This is a genomic window from Sphingomonas sp. Root720, assembly GCF_001428605.1.
Taxonomy (GTDB): domain Bacteria; phylum Pseudomonadota; class Alphaproteobacteria; order Sphingomonadales; family Sphingomonadaceae; genus Rhizorhabdus.
On record NZ_LMID01000011.1, the window covers coordinates 165792 to 183790 of the forward strand.

The 17999-nt window shown below is 67.3% G+C and carries 13 protein-coding genes; 9 read left to right on the forward strand and 4 right to left on the reverse strand.

What is annotated here, in order from left to right:
* Positions 1-196 precede the first annotated feature (196 nt).
* The 3 genes from gltB (at position 197) to ASE22_RS11565 (ending at position 6853) form a co-directional block, all read left to right on the forward strand.
* A complete protein-coding gene (gene gltB / locus ASE22_RS11555) occupies positions 197-4849 on the forward strand; it encodes a glutamate synthase large subunit (RefSeq protein ID WP_056359203.1) in 4653 nt (1550 codons plus the stop codon).
* Positions 4850-4863: 14 nt separating this feature from the next.
* A complete protein-coding gene (locus ASE22_RS11560) occupies positions 4864-6300 on the forward strand; it encodes a glutamate synthase subunit beta (RefSeq protein ID WP_056359205.1) in 1437 nt (478 codons plus the stop codon).
* 301 nt (positions 6301-6601) lie between these two features.
* Entirely contained in the window at positions 6602-6853 is a 252-nt protein-coding gene (locus ASE22_RS11565; protein WP_056359207.1) for a TFIIB-type zinc ribbon-containing protein, read from the forward strand.
* An 82-nt stretch (positions 6854-6935) separates the two neighbouring features.
* Here ASE22_RS11565 and typA read toward each other — a convergent pair whose 3' ends face one another.
* The gene (typA, locus tag ASE22_RS11570) at positions 6936-8759 is read right to left on the reverse strand and encodes a translational GTPase TypA (protein ID WP_056361090.1); all 1824 of its coding nucleotides are present in this window, start codon (positions 8757-8759) and stop codon (positions 6936-6938) included.
* 360 nt (positions 8760-9119) lie between these two features.
* Between typA and ASE22_RS11575 the strand changes: the two genes are divergently transcribed.
* Both ASE22_RS11575 and ASE22_RS11580 read left to right on the forward strand, forming a co-directional pair.
* Positions 9120-10307, forward strand: a complete 1188-nt coding sequence (locus ASE22_RS11575; RefSeq protein ID WP_056359211.1) for a toxic anion resistance protein — start codon at positions 9120-9122, stop codon at positions 10305-10307.
* A 17-nt stretch (positions 10308-10324) separates the two neighbouring features.
* Positions 10325-11038 (forward strand): hypothetical protein, encoded by a 714-nt coding sequence (locus ASE22_RS11580; RefSeq protein WP_056359213.1) that lies wholly within the window; start codon positions 10325-10327, stop codon positions 11036-11038.
* Between the two features lie 123 nt (positions 11039-11161).
* On the opposite strand, the gene ASE22_RS11585 is transcribed toward ASE22_RS11580, so the two are convergent.
* A complete protein-coding gene (locus ASE22_RS11585) occupies positions 11162-12007 on the reverse strand; it encodes an ABC transporter substrate-binding protein (protein ID WP_082545617.1) in 846 nt (281 codons plus the stop codon).
* A gap of 45 nt (positions 12008-12052) precedes the next feature.
* Here ASE22_RS11585 and ASE22_RS11590 point away from each other — a divergent pair, with 45 nt between their 5' ends.
* The gene (locus ASE22_RS11590) at positions 12053-13057 is read left to right on the forward strand and encodes a FecCD family ABC transporter permease (RefSeq protein WP_056359215.1); all 1005 of its coding nucleotides are present in this window, start codon (positions 12053-12055) and stop codon (positions 13055-13057) included.
* Positions 13051-13824, forward strand: coding sequence for an ABC transporter ATP-binding protein (locus ASE22_RS11595; RefSeq protein WP_056359218.1), 774 nt, complete (start codon positions 13051-13053; stop codon positions 13822-13824). The genes ASE22_RS11590 and ASE22_RS11595 overlap by 7 nt, the downstream gene beginning before the upstream one ends.
* Here ASE22_RS11595 and ASE22_RS11600 read toward each other — a convergent pair.
* Together ASE22_RS11600 and ASE22_RS11605 are read right to left on the reverse strand one after the other, a co-directional pair.
* A complete protein-coding gene (locus tag ASE22_RS11600; protein ID WP_056361095.1) occupies positions 13791-14783 on the reverse strand; it encodes a glycosyltransferase family 2 protein in 993 nt (330 codons plus the stop codon). The genes ASE22_RS11595 and ASE22_RS11600 overlap by 34 nt on opposite strands.
* A complete protein-coding gene (locus tag ASE22_RS11605) occupies positions 14776-16263 on the reverse strand; it encodes a hypothetical protein (RefSeq protein ID WP_056359219.1) in 1488 nt (495 codons plus the stop codon). The genes ASE22_RS11600 and ASE22_RS11605 overlap by 8 nt, the downstream gene beginning before the upstream one ends.
* A gap of 88 nt (positions 16264-16351) precedes the next feature.
* Between ASE22_RS11605 and ASE22_RS11610 the strand changes: the two genes are divergently transcribed.
* A complete protein-coding gene (locus ASE22_RS11610; protein ID WP_056359220.1) occupies positions 16352-17242 on the forward strand; it encodes a LysR family transcriptional regulator in 891 nt (296 codons plus the stop codon).
* Between the two features lie 5 nt (positions 17243-17247).
* The gene (gene mazG / locus ASE22_RS11615; protein WP_056361098.1) at positions 17248-17982 is read left to right on the forward strand and encodes a nucleoside triphosphate pyrophosphohydrolase; all 735 of its coding nucleotides are present in this window, start codon (positions 17248-17250) and stop codon (positions 17980-17982) included.
* The last annotated feature ends 17 nt before the right edge of the window (positions 17983-17999 follow it).

Sequence of the window (17999 nt, forward strand, 5' to 3'; positions counted from 1 at the left end):
GATGGCCATGAAAGGTCTCGCTCCATTTGTGGCGCATATGCCCGGAAAAGCGGGAAATTTTCCCGCCGATCAGCCTCTCTGAAAGATTAGGTTGCGGCCACCGCTGTTTTTGAAGGCTTCACTCGCCGGGCCTTCGCTGTATAGGCCGTGACCGAAATGCCCCGCACAGCCGGGCCGCAGGGGAGCAAAGCGCCGGATGGCCTATCCGCAGAATCAGGGACTTTACGACAGTCGCAACGAGCATGATGCCTGCGGTGTCGGCTTCATCGCCAACATCCGTGGCGAGAAATCCAACGCGATCGTTCAGCGCGGCCTCGAGATACTGCTCAAGATCGACCATCGCGGCGCGGTGGGCGCCGATCCGCTGCTGGGCGACGGCGCCGGCATCCTCATCCAGATCCCCGACGCCCTGCTGCGCGCCTGGGCTACCGGCATCGGCGTGACGCTCCCTGCCCCCGGCGACTATGGCGTCGCCATGTGCTTCCTGCCGCGCGATGCCGCCGCGCGCGACCTCGCCGTCGGCAGTTTCGAGAAGTTCATCGCCAAGGAGGGCCAGACGCTGATCGGCTGGCGCGACGTGCCGGTCGACACCACCGGCCTCGGCGAGGCGGTGCTCGACGAGATGCCGGTCATCCGTCAGGCGATCATCGGCCGCGGCGGGGATTGCGCCGACCAGGACGCATTCGAGCGCAAGCTGCTCGTCATCCGCAAGCAGACCCAGAACCCGCTGGCCGCACTCGCCGCGAAGCATGACCTGCCCGGCTTGAGCGAGCTCTACATGCCGTCCTTTTCCAGCCGTACGCTGGTCTACAAGGGCCTGCTGCTCGCGGGCCAGGTCGGCAGCTTCTACACCGACCTCGGCGATCCGCTGACCACCTCGGCACTCGCGCTCGTCCACCAGCGCTTCTCGACCAACACCTTCCCGAGCTGGAAGCTGGCGCACCCCTACCGCTTCATCGCCCATAATGGCGAGATCAACACGGTGCGCGGCAACGTCAACTGGATGAACGCGCGTCGCCGGACGATGGAATCCGAGCTGCTCGGCGCCGATCTCGACAAGATCTGGCCGATCATCCCGCACGGCCAGTCGGACACCGCCTGCCTCGACAACGCGCTCGAGCTGCTCGTCGCCGGCGGCTATTCGCTGGCGCACGCGGTGATGATGCTGATTCCCGAGGCCTGGGCCGGCAATCCGCTGATGAACCCGGCGCAGAAGGCCTTCTACGAATATCACGCCGCGTTGATGGAGCCGTGGGACGGCCCCGCCGCCGTCGCCTTCACCGACGGCCGCCAGATCGGCGCGACGCTCGACCGCAACGGCCTGCGCCCGGCGCGCTTCCTCGTCACCGACGACGACCATGTGATCATGGCCTCGGAGTCGGGCGTGTTGCCGGTGCCCGAGGAGAATATCGTCCGCAAGTGGCGCCTCCAGCCGGGCAAGATGCTGCTCATCGACATGGAGCAGGGCCGGATCATCGAGGACGAGGAGATCAAGGCCAGCCTCGCGGCCGCCGCGCCCTATGCGAAGTGGCTCGAGTCCAACCAGTATAAGCTCAAGGACCTCGAGGCGCTCGCGGCCGACGACGCCAGCACCGTCCCCGCCCTGCCCAACGATCCGCAGGCCCAGCTCGATCGCCAGCAGGCCTTCGGCTATTCGCAGGAGGATATCGCGCGCTTCCTCGAACCGATGGCCCGAACCGGCGAGGACCCGATCGGATCGATGGGGACCGACACGCCGATCGCGGTGCTGTCGGGCCGACCGCGCCTGCTCTACGATTATTTCAAGCAGAACTTCGCCCAGGTCACCAACCCCCCGATCGACCCGATCCGCGAGGAGCTGGTGATGTCGCTGGTGTCGATGATCGGCCCGCGCCCCAACCTGCTCGGCCGCCAGGCGGGTACCCACAAGCGGCTCGAGGTCGACCAGCCGATCCTCACCAACCGCGACCTCGTCCGCATCCGCTCGGCCGAGGAACAGCTCGACGGCGCCTTCCGCACCGAGACGATCGACATCACCTGGGAGGCGGCGACCGGTGCCGACGGCCTCGCCATGGCGCTCAAGGAGATGTGCTGGGCGGCGACCGAGGCCGTGCTGGCCGACAAGAACATCCTGATCCTGTCCGATCGCGCGCAGAGCGCCGACCGCATCGCGATGCCCGCGGCACTCGCCACCGCCGCCGTCCACCATCATCTCGTCAAGCAGGGCCTGCGCATGCAGACCGGTCTCGTCGTCGAGAGCGGCGAGGCACGCGAGGTCCACCATTTCTGCGTGCTCGCGGGCTATGGCGCCGAGGCGATCAACCCCTATCTCGCCTTCGACACGCTGGAGGAGATACGGGTCCGCCAAGGGATGCCGCTCGGCCCATACGAAGTCCAGAAGAACTATATCAAGGCGGTCGGCAAGGGCATATTGAAGGTCATGTCCAAGATGGGCATCTCGACCTACCAGAGCTATTGCGGCGCCCAGATCTTCGACGCGATCGGCCTGTCCTCGGCGTTCGTCGACAAATATTTCACCGGCACCGCGACGACGATCGAGGGCATCGGCCTGGCCGAGGTCGCCGAGGAGACCGTTCGCCGCCATGCCGCCGCCTATGGCGACAACCCGATCTATCGCAACATGCTCGATGTCGGCGGCGTCTATGGCTACCGCATCCGCGGCGAGGAGCATGCCTGGACGCCCGAGAGCGTTTCGGCGCTCCAGCATGCCGTGCGCGGCAACAGCAAGGACCGCTACGACGCCTTCGCGCGCCAGATCAACGATCAGAACGCCCGCCTGCTGACGATCCGCGGGCTGATGCAGCTGAAGCAGGCCGATCGGCCGCTGTCGATCGACGAGGTCGAGCCGGCGTCCGAAATCGTCAGGCGCTTCGCCACAGGCGCGATGAGCTTCGGCTCGATCTCGCGTGAGGCGCACACCACCCTCGCGGTGGCGATGAACCGGATCGGCGGCCGGTCGAACACCGGCGAGGGCGGCGAGGAAGCCGATCGCTTCACGCCGCTGCCCAACGGCGATTCGATGCGCTCGGCGATCAAGCAGGTCGCCTCGGGCCGGTTCGGTGTCACCGCCGAATATCTGGTCAACGCCGACGACATCCAGATCAAGATGGCGCAGGGCGCGAAGCCGGGCGAAGGCGGCCAGCTCCCCGGCGACAAGGTCGACAAGAACATCGCCAAGGTACGCCATTCGACCCCGGGCGTCGGCTTGATCTCGCCGCCGCCGCACCATGACATCTACTCGATCGAGGATCTGGCGCAGCTGATCCACGACCTGAAGAACGTCAACACGCAGGCGCGCATCTCGGTCAAGCTCGTCTCCGAGGTCGGCGTCGGCACCGTCGCAGCCGGCGTCTCCAAGGCGCGGGCCGACCATGTCACCATCTCGGGCTACGAGGGCGGGACCGGTGCCTCACCGCTTACCTCGCTGACCCATGCCGGCAGCCCGTGGGAAATCGGTCTCGCCGAGACCCAGCAGACCCTGCTGCTCAACGGTCTCAGGAGCCGCATCGCGGTGCAGGTCGACGGTGGCATCCGCACCGGCCGCGACGTCGCGATCGGCGCGCTGCTCGGCGCCGACGAGTTCGGCTTCGCCACTGCTCCGCTGATCGCCGCCGGCTGCATCATGATGCGAAAATGCCATCTGAACACCTGCCCGGTCGGGGTCGCGACCCAGGATCCGGTGCTGCGTGCGCGCTTCACCGGCCAGCCCGAGCACGTGATCAACTATTTCTTCTTCGTCGCCGAGGAACTGCGCCAGATCATGGCGGAGATGGGCTTCCGCACGATCGAGCAGATGGTCGGCCGCGTCGACCGGCTCGACATGCGCCAGGCGCTCGACCACTGGAAGGCGCATGGCGTCGATCTCGGCCGTCTGCTCCACCAGGCGGCGCCGGCAATGGGCAACACGCTCCACCATTCGAGCTTCCAGGACCACGGCCTCGACGCCGCGCTCGACAATCATCTGATCGCCGCCGCCGTGCCTGCGCTCGACCGTGGAGAGCCGGTGGTGATCGAGCGGCCGGTGTTCAACGTCAACCGCACCGTCGGCGCGATGCTGTCGGGCGAGGTGGCGCGCCGCTATGGCCATGCCGGCCTGCCCGAGAACAGCATCCTCGTCCGCCTCACCGGCGTCGCGGGACAGAGCTTCGGCGCCTTCCTGGCGCACGGGGTGACGCTCGAGCTGACCGGCGACGGCAACGACTATGTCGGCAAGGGCCTGTCGGGCGGTCGGGTGATCGTCCGCCAGCCCGGCCATGTCAGCCGCGACCCGCTGGAGAACATCATCGTCGGCAACACCGTGCTTTACGGCGCGATCGCGGGCGAGGCCTATTTCCAGGGCGTGGCAGGAGAGCGCTTCGCGGTTCGCAATTCGGGCGCGATCGCGGTGGTCGAAGGCACGGGCGACCATGGTTGCGAATATATGACCGGCGGCGTCGTCGCGGTGCTCGGCCGGACCGGCCGCAACTTCGCGGCGGGCATGTCGGGCGGCATCGCCTATGTGCTCGACGAGGATGGGCTGTTCCGCGAGCGCTGCAACCTGGCGATGGTCGATGTCGAGCCGATCGATCCGGCCGTCGCGAACGATGTCGAGGAAGGCCGCCCGCACCAGCGCGCCGCCAGCGTCCACGACTATGGCATGGGCGACATGCTTCGCCATGATGCCGAGCGGCTGCGGATCCTGCTCGAACGGCATCATCTCCACACCGGCAGCGCCCAGGCAGGCGCGCTGCTCGACGATTGGCAGACCACCCTGACGCGTTTCGTGAAGGTGATGCCGCGTGACTATCGCCGCGCGTTGCAGCAGTTGGAGGCCGAGCGCCTCGCCGCCGCTACCGTCGCCGCCGAATGACCGGAGAATAAGACGTGGGCAAGGCTACCGGATTTCTCGAGATCGAGCGCAAGGACCGCGGCTATGCGAAGCCGGCCGAGCGTCTGAAGAACTGGAACGAGTTCGTCGTTCCCTTGGCGGACAGGGACCTGCGCGACCAGGCGTCGCGCTGCATGAACTGCGGCATTCCCTTCTGCCACAATGGCTGTCCGGTGAACAACATCATCCCGGACTGGAACCATCTCGTCTTCGAGGCCGATTGGAAGAACGCACTCGAAGTCCTTCACTCGACGAACAATTTTCCGGAGTTCACCGGCCGCGTCTGCCCCGCCCCGTGCGAGGCCGCCTGCACGCTGAACATCGAGGACACCCCCGTCACCATCAAGTCGATCGAATGCGCGATCGTCGATCGGGGATGGCAGGAAGGGTGGATCGTGCCGCAGCCTGCGGCGCGCAGGACCGGCAAGTCGGTCGCAGTGGTGGGATCTGGCCCGGCGGGCCTCGCCTGCGCCCAGCAGCTCGCCCGTGCCGGCCATAGCGTCACCCTGTTCGAGAAGAACGACCGGATGGGCGGCCTGCTCCGCTACGGCATCCCGGACTTCAAGATGGAAAAGCATCTTATCAACCGCCGGCTGGTCCAGCTCGAGGCGGAAGGGGTGACCTTGCGCGCCTCGACCGAGGTCGGCGTCCAGGTGTCTCTCGACTCGCTTCGGGCGAATTTCGACGCGGTGGTGCTGTCGGGTGGCGCCGAGAAGCCGCGTCCGCTGGAAATCCCGGGCTTCGAGCTCGCGGGCGTGCGCTATGCGATGGAGTTCCTGACCCAGCAGAACAAGCGGGTCGCCGGCGACGACGAGGTCCGCGCCGCGCCGCGCGGCTCGCTGACCGCGACCGGCAAGCATGTCGTCGTGATCGGCGGCGGCGATACCGGCTCCGACTGCGTCGGCACGTCGAACCGCCAGGGGGCCGCCTCGGTCACCCAACTCGAGATCATGCCCAAGCCGCCCGAGAAGGAAGCCAAGGCATTGTCCTGGCCGAACTGGCCGCTCAAGCTGCGCACCTCGTCGAGCCATGAAGAGGGCTGCGAGCGCGACTGGGCCGTGGTCACCAAGCGCGCGATCGGCACCAACGGCCAGCTCACCGCGCTCGAATGCGTGCGGGTCGAGTGGATCGACGGCAAGATGCAGGAAGTGCCGGGCAGCGCGTTCACCCTGAAGGCCGACCTCGTCCTGCTGGCGATGGGCTTCATCGGCCCGAACACGGCGGGCCTGATCGAACAGGCGGACGTCGATCTCGATCCCCGCGGCAATGTGAAGGCCGACACCAGCGCCTATGTCACCAGCCAGGAGGGCATCTTCGCCTGCGGCGACATGCGCCGGGGACAGAGCCTGATCGTCTGGGCGATCCGCGAGGGACGCCAATGCGCCCGCGCGGTCGACCTCCACCTGATGGGCACGACCGACCTGCCGAGTTGAGGGAGCGAGCAGGCGGCCTCATCCTACCGGTCATCCCAGCGAAGGCTGGGATCTCGGGCGGCTCCTGCCTCGACCTCTTCTCCACTCTCCCGAGACTCCAGCTTTCGCTGGAGTGACGAAGAAAGCAGGCGAGGCAAAAGCCACCCCTTGCCCTCCCTTCCCCACCGCCTATCTTGAACGGGCGGGACCGGGCCCCTCTGGCGATCGAGCGATCGTGATGTCGGACCGCATCGAGCATGCTCGATGCGCGGGGGTCCATTCTTCCTCGCGCACCGGGCGCGAAATCGAGGGAGAATAGGTGATGTCCATGAACTGTCCCGTCTGCGCGGTGCCGCTGACGATGAGCGCCCGCCAGAATGTCGAGATCGACTATTGCCCGCAATGCCGGGGCGTCTGGCTCGACCGTGGCGAGCTCGACAAGATCATCGAGCGCTCGGCCGCGGAGCTGCCGCCACCCGCGCCGCAACCGGCTCAGCAGCAGCGCTACGGTCATCATGACAATCACTATAAGCAGAAGCGGAAGAAGAGCTTCCTGGAGGAGCTGTTCGACTGAACCCTTCCGGTCATTCCGGCGGGACGCATGAAAAAGGGCGCCGGATCGCTCCGACGCCCTCTTTCTCATTCCATAACCAGCCTTATGCGGCGGCCTTGGCCCGGCTCGCGCGCTTGCGCTCGTGCGGGTCGAGGTGGCGCTTGCGCAGCCGGATCGACTTGGGCGTAACTTCGACCAGTTCGTCGTCGTCGATATAGGCGATCGCCTGTTCCAGGGTCATCTTCTTCGGCGGAGTCAGGCGGATCGCGTCGTCCTTGCCGCCCGAGGCTCGGAAGTTGGTGAGCTGCTTCGCCTTCATCGGGTTGACTTCGAGATCGTCGGTCTTCGCGTTCTCGCCGATGACCATGCCCTCATAGAGCGCTTCGCCATGGCCAACGAACAGGATGCCGCGCTCCTCGAGCGGGCCGAGCGCATAGCTGTTCGCTTCACCGGCACCGTTCGAGATCAGCACGCCATTCTTGCGGCCTTCGATGTTACCCTTGTGCGGGCCATATTTCTCGAACAGGCGGTTCATGATGCCGGTGCCGCGGGTGTCCGACAGGAACTCGCCATGATAGCCGATCAGGCCGCGCGACGGGGCCGAGAAGGTGATGCGGGTCTTGCCGCCGCCCGACGGGCGCATATCGGTCAGTTCGGCCTTGCGCTGGGCCATCTTGTCGACGACGGTGCCCGAATATTCGTCGTCGACATCGATGACGACGGTCTCGTACGGCTCTTCCTTGCCGCCTGCCTCATTCTCGCGGAACAGCACGCGCGGGCGGCTGATACCGAGCTCGAAGCCTTCGCGACGCATCGTCTCGATCAGGACGCCGAGCTGGAGCTCGCCGCGGCCGGCCACGTCGAAGCTGTCCTTGCCCGAGCTTTCGGTGACCTTGATCGCGACGTTCGATTCGGCTTCGCGGAACAGGCGGTCGCGGATCATGCGGCTCGTGACCTTGCTGCCCTCGCGCCCGGCCATCGGGCTGTCGTTGACCGCGAAGGTCATCGACAGCGTCGGCGGATCGATCGGCTGCGCGTGCAGCGGCTCCGATACGCTCGGATCGGCGATGGTGTTCGCCACGGTCGCCACGGTTAGGCCGGCGATCGAGATGATGTCACCGGCATTCGCTTCCTCGACCGGGACGCGCTCGAGCCCGCGGAACGCCATGATCTTCGACGCGCGGCCGGTCTCGACGACCTTGCCCTCTGGATCGAGCGCATGGATCGGCATGTTGGTCTTCACCGAACCCGAGAAGACCAGGCCGGTCAGGATGCGACCGAGGAAATTGTCGCGATCGAGCAAGGTCACGAGGAACTTGAACGGACCGTCCGGATCCGCCGACGGCTGCGGGACATGATCGACGATCTTCTGGAACAGCGGCTTCAGCGTGCCCGAGCGCGCCGAAGCGTCGTCATTGGCGTACCCGTTGCGGCCGCTGGCGAAGAGAACCGGGAAATCGAGCTGCTCGTCGGTCGCGTCGAGCGAGACGAAAAGATCAAACACTTCGTCGAGCACTTCCTGGATGCGCTCGTCGGGACGGTCGACCTTGTTCACGACGACGATCGGACGCAGGCCCAGCGCCAGCGCCTTGCCGGTCACGAACTTGGTCTGCGGCATCGCGCCTTCGGAGCTGTCGACCAGCAGGATGACGCCGTCGACCATCGACAGGATGCGCTCCACCTCGCCGCCGAAGTCGGCGTGGCCAGGCGTGTCGACGATGTTGATGCGGGTGCCTTCCCACTCGACCGAGGTGCACTTCGCCAGGATGGTGATGCCGCGCTCCTTTTCGAGGTCGTTCGAGTCCATCGCCCGCTCCTCGACCCGCTGGTTGTCGCGGAAAGTGCCCGATTGGCGGAAGAGCTGGTCGACGAGCGTGGTCTTGCCGTGATCGACGTGCGCGATGATGGCCACGTTGCGGAGGCTCATGGTCTCAAGGATCCTGAATTGGAGGAATTTTGCGGGCGCATAGCCGAATTGGCGCAATGCAACAAGGGCGAGCATCATTCCTCGATCAATCGGGCTCGCCAAGCCGCGCATAAAAAAAGGGCCGGCTCCGAGGAGCCAGCCCTATAAGTCATTAGGAGAGGATGCCTGAAAGGCCCGTCCCCTTTGCGGGGCGGTCGTCGATTCGACAAATGCTGATGCGGCAATGCCGATTGCATAAATTGCACTCATTGCATTTTTGGAATGCGTAAACACCGCTTCTCGCCGGAAACCACCGTATCGCTTGAATAATGCACCCCATGCGGCCATCTTCGTGCGACACCGAGCAGGAGACGACGGGGCATGGCCACCACGACGAAGACCGACGAACCCGATCTGGTGCTGCAGGCGCCGGCTCCGGTGAAGGTGCTCGCCCCGGAAAAGGCCGCCGGCCTCGTGCCGCTCAGCGACGAGCAGCGTAGCAAGCTCGACGAGAAGGTCGACGGATTCATCGAGGAACTGGTGGCGCAGGACGTCAACAGTCCCGAATTCGGCAAGCGCGTCGATTCGATCAGCAATATGGGCCGCAAGGAGATCGCCGAGGCGGCCGGCCAGTCGAACCGCTTTCTCGATCGCCCGGTTCGCGCGATGGATGCCGACACCGGCGTCGGCGCCGACCTGGCCGAGTTGCGCCGCACGATCGAGGATCTCGATCCCGGTTCGAAAGGCGACTTGTTCTCGCGCAAGAAGCTGTTCGGAATCATTCCGTTCGGCAGCAAGATGCGCGACTATTTCGACAGCTATAAATCGGCACAGAGCCATATTTCGTCGATTCTTCGCGCGCTCGCCTCGGGCAAGGACGAGCTGATCAAGGACAATGCCGCGATCGACGTCGAGCGGCAGAATCTGTGGGCCGCCATGGGCCGGCTCGAACAGATGATCCACCTGTCGAAAACGCTCGACGAGCGGCTGGAGGCCAAGGCGCTCGAGCTCGACAGCAGCGATCCGCAGAAGGCCAAGACGATCCGCGAGACCGCGCTCTTCTACGTGCGCCAGCGCAGCCAGGACCTGCTGACCCAGATGGCGGTGACCGTGCAGGGCTATCTCGCGCTCGACCTCGTCAAGAAGAACAATGTCGAGCTGGTCAAGGGCGTCGACCGCGCGTCGACCACCACCGTCTCGGCACTCCGCACGGCGGTGACCGTCGCACAGGCGCTGACCAACCAGAAGCTCGTCCTGGAACAGATCACCGCGCTCAACACCACGACTGCGAACATGATCGACTCGACCGGGCTGATGCTCAAGAACCAGACCGGAGAGATCCACAAGCAGGCCGCTTCGTCGACCATCCCGGTCGAGACGCTGCAGCGCGCCTTCCAGAACATCTACGATACGATGGACACGATCGACCGCTTCAAGATCGAGGCGCTGTCGTCGATGAAGCAGACCGTCACCACGCTGACCAGCGAGGTCGAGAAGTCGCGCGGCTATATCGCCCGGGCCGAAGGCGCCAACCAGGCGCAGGCCGAGCCGTTCAAGGCTCTGGAATAGGATAGCGGAACGCAACGATGGTCGACAGCCGCGCCACCATGGACCGCGCCGAAGAGGTGCTCGATCGCATTCGGGCGCGCACCTCGCCGCGCGCGATCAAGGCGCATCGCCGTCGCGTCGTCGGCTTCTTCCGCCGGCTGAAATATGCTTTCTTCGCGGTGCTGGCGGTGGCGCTCGCTGGCGGCCTGATCGGCAGCTTCGTCACCCCGCTCGGTATCTGGGGCTTCTTCCTGATGCTGGTGGCGATGGCGATCGTGTTCTTCGGCGTGATGGGCTGGCCGCAGGCCGCAGAGCCGACCCCGCAGCAGATGGCCAAGAGCGACCTGCCGCTCCTGCCCTCGCAGACCGAACGCTATCTCGAAGCCCAGCGCCCCGCCCTGCCCGCGCCGGCGCAGCGCCTCGCCGACGAGATCGGCATCAAGCTGGAAGCGATCGGCCCGCAGCTCGCCCAGCTCGACCCGCGCGAACCCGCCGCCTACGAATTCCGCAAGCTGATGGCCGAGGAACTCCCCGAGCTGGTCGAAGGCTATAAGAAGGTGCCCGAGGGCATGCGCCGCGCCGAGCGCAACGGCAGCTCGCCCGACGCCCAGCTCGTCGAGGGATTGCGGGTGGTCGACGAGGAACTGGCGCGGATGAGCGAGCAGCTCGTCAGCGGCGACCTCAACAAGCTGGCGACCCAGGGCCGCTACCTCGAACTCAAATATCGCGGCGAGGACGGCGAGACGCGCTGAGCGCGACGAACCGACCCGACCCATCATGATCGTCACCCCGGCGGAGGCCGGGGTCTCAGGAGAGGAGCGCCGTCCGACCCTCCCGAGATTCCGGCCTCCGCCGGAATGACGCGGGAGAAGAGGTCATTTGTCCGCTCCCCTTATCCCCCCGAACAAGGTCGCCATCGCGTCGGGATAGGACGGCCCGCCACAGGTCGTCAGCGCCTCGGGAAGGATGATCCTCCGCCGGGCCGGCACGGTGCGCTTGAGCAGCGGATGCTGGAGCATCTCGGTACCCTTGTCGCGGATGACCTCGCCATTCTCGACCAGCAGGAAATCGGGCCGCGCCACCGCCATCTCCTCCAGCGACAGCCGCGACAGCATCGGCCGGCCGAGCCGGGTGGCGAGGTTGGCGAGCCCCGCGCGGCGCATCATCTCGTCGATCAGCGTCCCCTGCCCGGTCAGATAGCCGCGCCGCTGATAATAGGCCGCCACCCGCCCGCGCCCCGGCGCCGGCCCCAGCGCCTTCAGCCGGGCGCGCATCGCCGCGATCAGCGCCTCACCCCGCGCGGGGTGCCCGATCTCGGCGGCGATGGTGCGGGTGGTCCGCTCGATGCTCTCGAAGCTGTCGGCCCAGCCTATGTCGACCATCCGGACCTTGCGGCTCCTGAGCACCGCCAGCGCCGCCGGCGTGCCGAAGCCAGAGGTGAAGACGAGGTCGGGCTCGAGGGTCAGCATCTCCTCGGCACTGCCGCGCACGGCGGGGAAACGGCGCGCCTTCTCCACGGCCCAGGACATGGCCGGATCGTGCGAGAAGCGGTTGAGCGCGGCGATCTGCCCCGGATCGGCCAGCATCAGCAGATATTGGTCGGCACAGACGCTGAGCGACACGATCCGCCGCGGCGGCGCCGCCGACGCCGGGCCCGCCAGCCCAGCCGCCAGCGCGAGGACCAGGCCCGACAGGAGCCGGCTGAGATTTCGGAGCCGCATCGGCTTCTCATTCGGAGATGGGGCCGCTAGGGTCAAGCCGGCCAGATGAGCACCTCCCTTCCCAACCGCCCGACCCTGATCGCCGTTCTGGCCGCGACCGCGCTGCTGCTCGCGCTCGGGTCGCTGCTGACCGGGCCGACGCGCTTCGGATCGGGGCAGATAGCGGCGATCCTGGCGGGTGGCGGCGATCCGGTGCTGCGCGCCGTCCTCCTCGAGCTGCGCCTGCCCCGCGCGCTGCTCGGCCTGCTGGTCGGCGGAATGCTCGGGCTCGGCGGCGCGGTGCTGCAAGGCTATCTGCGCAATCCGCTGGCCGAACCGTCGGTGCTCGGCACCTCCAACGCCGCAGCGCTCGGGGCGGTGATCGCGCTCTATTTCGGGCTGGCCCAGGCACATCCATTGACGCTCCCGCTTCTCGCGGTCGCCGGCGCGCTGCTCGGCCTTGCGCCGCTGCTGCTGCTCGCGGGGCGTGCCGAGAGCCCGTTGTCGCTGATCCTGGCGGGAATCGCGGTCGGAACCCTCGGCGGCGCGGGGATCAGTCTCGCGCTCAATCTCGCCCCCAATCCGTTCGCGGCGATGGAGATCATGAGCTGGCTGATGGGATCGCTCGAGGACCGCTCGTTCGAGCATGTCTGGCTGGCGCTGCCCTGCATCGCGATTGGCGCCGGGCTGCTGCTGTGGAACGCCCGCGCGCTCGACGCACTGACCCTGGGCGAGGATGCCGCCCGGACCCTGGGCGTCGACCTGCGCGCGCTGCGCTGGCGCCTGCTCGCCGGGATCGCGATCGGGGTCGGCGGCGCGGTCGCCGTCTCGGGTGCGATCGGCTTCGTCGGACTGATCGTCCCGCACCTGCTGCGCCCGCTCACCGATCGCTCGCCCTCGGCGCTGCTGCTGCCCTCGGCGCTCGGCGGCGCGGCGCTGCTCAGCGCGGCCGACATCGCCGTCCGCCTGATCCCCACCGTCGACAGCGAACTACGCCTCGGCGTGCTAACGTCGCTGCTCGGCGTACCCGTCTTCCTCTATCATCTCGCCCGCGAGCGGCGCCTATGGTGAGCCTTGCGATCGAAGCGCTCCACGTCGACCTCGGCGGTCGCACCATCCTCCACGGCATCGGCGCGACGGTGGGCGCCGGAAGCCTGCTCGGGGTGATCGGCCCCAACGGCGCCGGCAAATCGACCCTGGCGCGGGCGATCGCCGGATTGCTGGCGCCGTCCGCCGGACGGGTCGCGATCGACGATACCGACGTCCGCTCACTGTCCGCTGCCGCTCTCGGCCGGCGCATCGCCTATCTGCCGCAAGGCCAGACGGTGCATTGGCCGCTGACCGTCGAGCGGCTGGTCGCGCTCGGCCGCCTCCCCCATCTCGCGCCCTTCTCCAGCATGGCCGCGGCGGATCGCGCGGCGATCGAACGGGCGATGGCGCGCGCCGACATCGTCGGGCTGCGCGACCGCATCGTCACCGAACTGTCGGGCGGCGAGCGCGCTCGCGCGTTGATCGCCCGTGCGCTGGCGGTCGAGGCGCCGGTGCTGGTGGTGGACGAACCGCTCGCCGCGCTCGATCCCGGACACCAGCTCGAACTGATGACGCTGATGCAAAGCGAGGCCGCCGCCGGCACGCTCGTCGTCCTGATCCTCCACGACCTGGGACTGGCCGCGCGCTTCTGCGACCGGCTGCTGCTGCTCCACGAAGGACGGCTGGTCGCGGACGGCGGGCCCGGCGCGGTGCTGACCCCCGAATATTTGAGCGACTGCTATAATATTCGCGCCTGGACCGGCACGATCGAAGGTCAGCCGGTGGTGCTGCCGCTCGCCCGGTCCTGACCGCCCGGCGCGGCGAAGCTCAGATAGGCGAGCCGCCGCACCTCGCGCCGCCCGCGTACCACCGTCGCCAGGATCAGCCCGCAAAAGCCGTTGAGGAAGGCGAGGATCATCAGCCCGGTCGCCAGCAGCGCGGTCGGCAGGCGCGGCACCAGGCCGGTCTGGAGATAGGTGACACCCAGCGGGATCGCGAGGACGATCGCCAGCAGCGCCAGGAGCGCCCCGATCGCCCCGAAGAACAGCACGGGCTTCTCGATGCGGAACAGCGTCCCGATCGTCCAGAGGATGCGCCAGCCATCGCGGTAGGTCGACAGCTTCGACGCCGAGCCTTCGGGCCGCGCGCCATATTGGGTGACGATCTCGCCGACCGGCATCTGCAGCTCCAGCGCGTGGATGCTGATCTCCGTCTCGATCTCGAAGCCCGCCGACAGCACCGGGAAGCTCTTCACGAACCGTCGCGAAAAAACCCTGTAACCTGATAATATATCGGAGAAAGTTCGACCGAAAAGCTGTGCCAAAATACCGGTCAGCATCTTGTTGCCGAAGCGATGCCCTCGCCGATAGGCGGCCTCGACCTCCGACTTGCGTGCGCCGACGACCATGTCGAGCCGCTCGTCGAGCATCATCCGGATCATCTCGGGCGCGGCGGCCGCGTCATAGGTCGCGTCGCCGTCGGCCATGACGTAGATATCGGCCTCCACGTCGGAAAACATGCGTCGCACGACATGGCCCTTGCCCTGCATCCGCTCGGTCCGGACGATCGCCCCCGCGGCGCGGGCGACCTCGACCGTGCGGTCGCGGCTATTGTTGTCGAAGACGTAGATGCGCGCGTCGGGGAGCGCCTGGCGGAAACCCGCGATCGTCGCGCCGATCGCCGCTTCCTCGTTGTAGCAGGGCAGGATCACGGCGATATCGGGCTTCATGACCGCCTGATAGCCCTGCCTGCACGGCTTGTCATCCATCCCCCGCATGCGGCTCATCCGCGCCGCGCCAGAGCAGCCCCGCGATGATCGCGAGCAGGGGTAGCAGCCACATGACCCGCGCCTGATAGCGCGGCTGCGGCTCGGATATGCCGCCGCCGAGCAGCGCGTTGACCGCCAACGCCACGACGAGCAGCAGCAGCCACAGCAGCACGTCGTCCCGTCGCCTGCCGCCCCGGCGCGCATGGCGGGCCAGCCATGCGGCAAGCAGCAGGAGCGCGATGATCATCGCGCCATAGTGAAATGTGGCGATCATCGGCTGGGGCCATAGCCGCCGCCCGCCGACGCTGGCGAGCAGCCCCGCCCGTTCGCGCGGCGGCAGCGAGGTCCAGCACCGCGCGCCCGCCGCACAGTGGTAGTTGAGCAGGTCGGCCTCGAAATCGATCGCCTGCCGCCAGCCGTTGCGGAGGATGTTCGCGGCCTGCGTCACCGGATATTCGGCCAGCACCGCGACGGCGAAGGCCTTGTCCTCCGCCGACAGCGCCCGGCGGGTCGCGGTGTCCGCGAACATGTAGCCGCCCCGCGCGGGATCGTGCGACCACAGGAACTCGGCCGCCACGATATGCGGGCGATCGGCCCAAGCGCAGGCGGCGAAGCCCGCATCGGGGCAATGGCGGCGCAGATAATCGAGCCCGGGCCCATCCGCCATGAAGCGCGCGGTCAGCAATGGGACGAGCACCGGCTTGCGGCCGAACACCCGTTCGACGACCATCGAGGTGAGCGTCACCGAGGCGATGCCCGCGACCAGGATCAACGCCGTCGGCCCGATCAACGAGGCAATCCGCGCGCGGGGCCAGCGGCGCGCCAGCGCCCATAGCCACAGCACCGCCGCCATCGCCGCGACGATCAGGATATGGGTGAGATGCGCGACCACCGCGAGGAGGAGGAGCGCCAACAGCCCGATCCGCTCGCCCCGCGCCAGCCGCCCGCGATCGATCGCCAGCAGCAGCAGGGCGAGGATGCCGATGCCGGCGAGGAGATCGGGCATCAGCAGCCCGGTGAAATAGGGCAAGGCGGTGACCGCCGACAGCAGCAGTACGGTTCCCGCCACGATCGCTGGACGGCCAAGCCCGAACAGGCGCAGCGCGAGCCGGATCAGCCAATAGGCAATGGCCGCCTGGGCGACGACGAACAGCCAGAAGCGGCTGAACACGTAGCTGAGCCATAGCAGCGCGCCGAAATAGGGCGACCGTCCCGCCATGACGCTTTCGGTGCCCAGATCGTTGCCGCGCGCGCTGACATGATGATCGGGCCGGCGGACCTTGCCGCCGGGCTGGAGCGACCGGCGATAATGATCGGTCCATTCGGTGCGGACCGCATGACCCGAAAACACATAGGCCGCGCTATCGGCGGCGCGGACATAGGCGGTGCTGTCGGGGAAGTAGAAGGGTTGCCCGTTGAAAAAGGCGGGCCAGGCCAGCGCGAGCACGCAGCCCAGATGAAACAGCCATCGCTGAAGCACCGCCGATCCCTGCCCGCTACCAACCCCGCCCCCGTCATCCGGGATTAGCGGTGGCATTGCAACCGATGTTGGGGCAGCAGGAAGGGTGATGCACGAAGATTACAATCTGTTCGTGGCGATCGTCGAAGCCGGCAGCCTGTCCGCCGCCGGCCGGCGGCTGCGCATTTCCCCGGCGATGGTGTCGAAGCGGCTCGCGCGGCTCGAAGCCCGGCTGGGCGCCACGCTGGTCCATCGTACCACCCGGCGGTTGCTGCTGACCGAGGTCGGCCAGGGCTTCCATGAGGATGCCTGCCATATCCTCGACGCGATCCGGGCCGCCGAGGCGCGGGTGGCCGGGCGGATCGGCCAGGCGGGCGGACGGCTGCGCGTCTCGGCGCCGACGTCGTTCGGCCGAATGCATGTCGCGCCCTATCTCAAGGCCTTTCTCGATCGCTTCCCCCGGATCGAGCTGTCGCTCGACCTGGACGACGGCTTCGTCGATCTGCTCGGCGAGCGCATCGACATCGCCATCAGGATCGCGGCCCAGCCCGGCGGATCGCTGATCGGCCATCGGCTCGCGGAGAACCGCCGCGTCCTCTGCGCCGCCCCCGCCTATCTCGCCGCACATGGCGCGCCCGAGACGCTGGCGGACCTTTCCAAGCATCGGCTCCTCGCCGCGGATCACCAGCTGCCGTGGCGGCTGGAGGGGCCCGACGGCCCCGTCAGCCTCGATGGCGCCAGCGCGGTACGGACCAATTCGAGCGAGGTGGCGCGCGAACTGACCATCGCGGGGCTCGGCATCGCGCTGCGCTCGACCTGGGACGTCGGCCCGTCGCTGCGCGATGGATCGCTGGTCCGCATCCTGCCGGAGGTCAGTGGCGCCACCGACGTCGCCATCTATGCCGTACAGCCGCGCGGCGCCGCCGGCGCGCCGAATCCGCGCGCGTTCGTCGATCATTTCCATGCACTCTTCTCGCCCGTCCCGCCTTGGGATAGGTGACGATCATGCTTGAAGATCTTCGCGATATCATGGCGCGGCTGCGCGACCCCGGAACCGGCTGCCCCTGGGACATCGAGCAGGATTTCCGCACCATCGCCCCCTATACGATCGAGGAGGCCTATGAGGTCGCCGACGCGATCGAGCGGGGCGACATGGCGGCGCTGCGCGACGAACTGGGCGACCTCCAGCTGCAGGTCGTGTTCCACGCGCGGATGGCCGAGGAACGGGGCGCCTTCACCCTGCAGGACGTGCTCGATTCGATCGGCGCCAAGATGGTCCGGCGCCATCCGCACGTGTTCGGCGACGGCACGAGCCCGGGCTGGGAGGAGATCAAGGCTGCCGAACGCGCCGGCACATCGGAGGACGACAGCGCCCTGGCCGGCGTCGCGTCCGCCCTGCCCGCCCTGCTGCGCGCCGAAAAGCTCCAGAAGCGCGCCGCGCGGACCGGCTTCGACTGGCCCGATCCCGACGGCGCGCTCGCCAAGGTGGAAGAGGAGATTGCCGAAGTGTCGGAAGCGACGTCGGCCGAGCATCGAGCCGAGGAAATAGGCGACCTGCTGTTCGCGGTGGTCAACTGGTCGCGCAAGCTGGGTATCGACCCCGAAGCGGCGCTGCGCCAGGCCAACGCCAAGTTCGAGAGACGTTTCCGGTCGATGGAGGAGATGGCGGGCGAGGCCTTCACGGGGCTGTCGCTCGACGAGAAGGAAGCGCTGTGGGTGAGGGCGAAAGGGCAAGAATAATCCCAGCCGCTATCCAT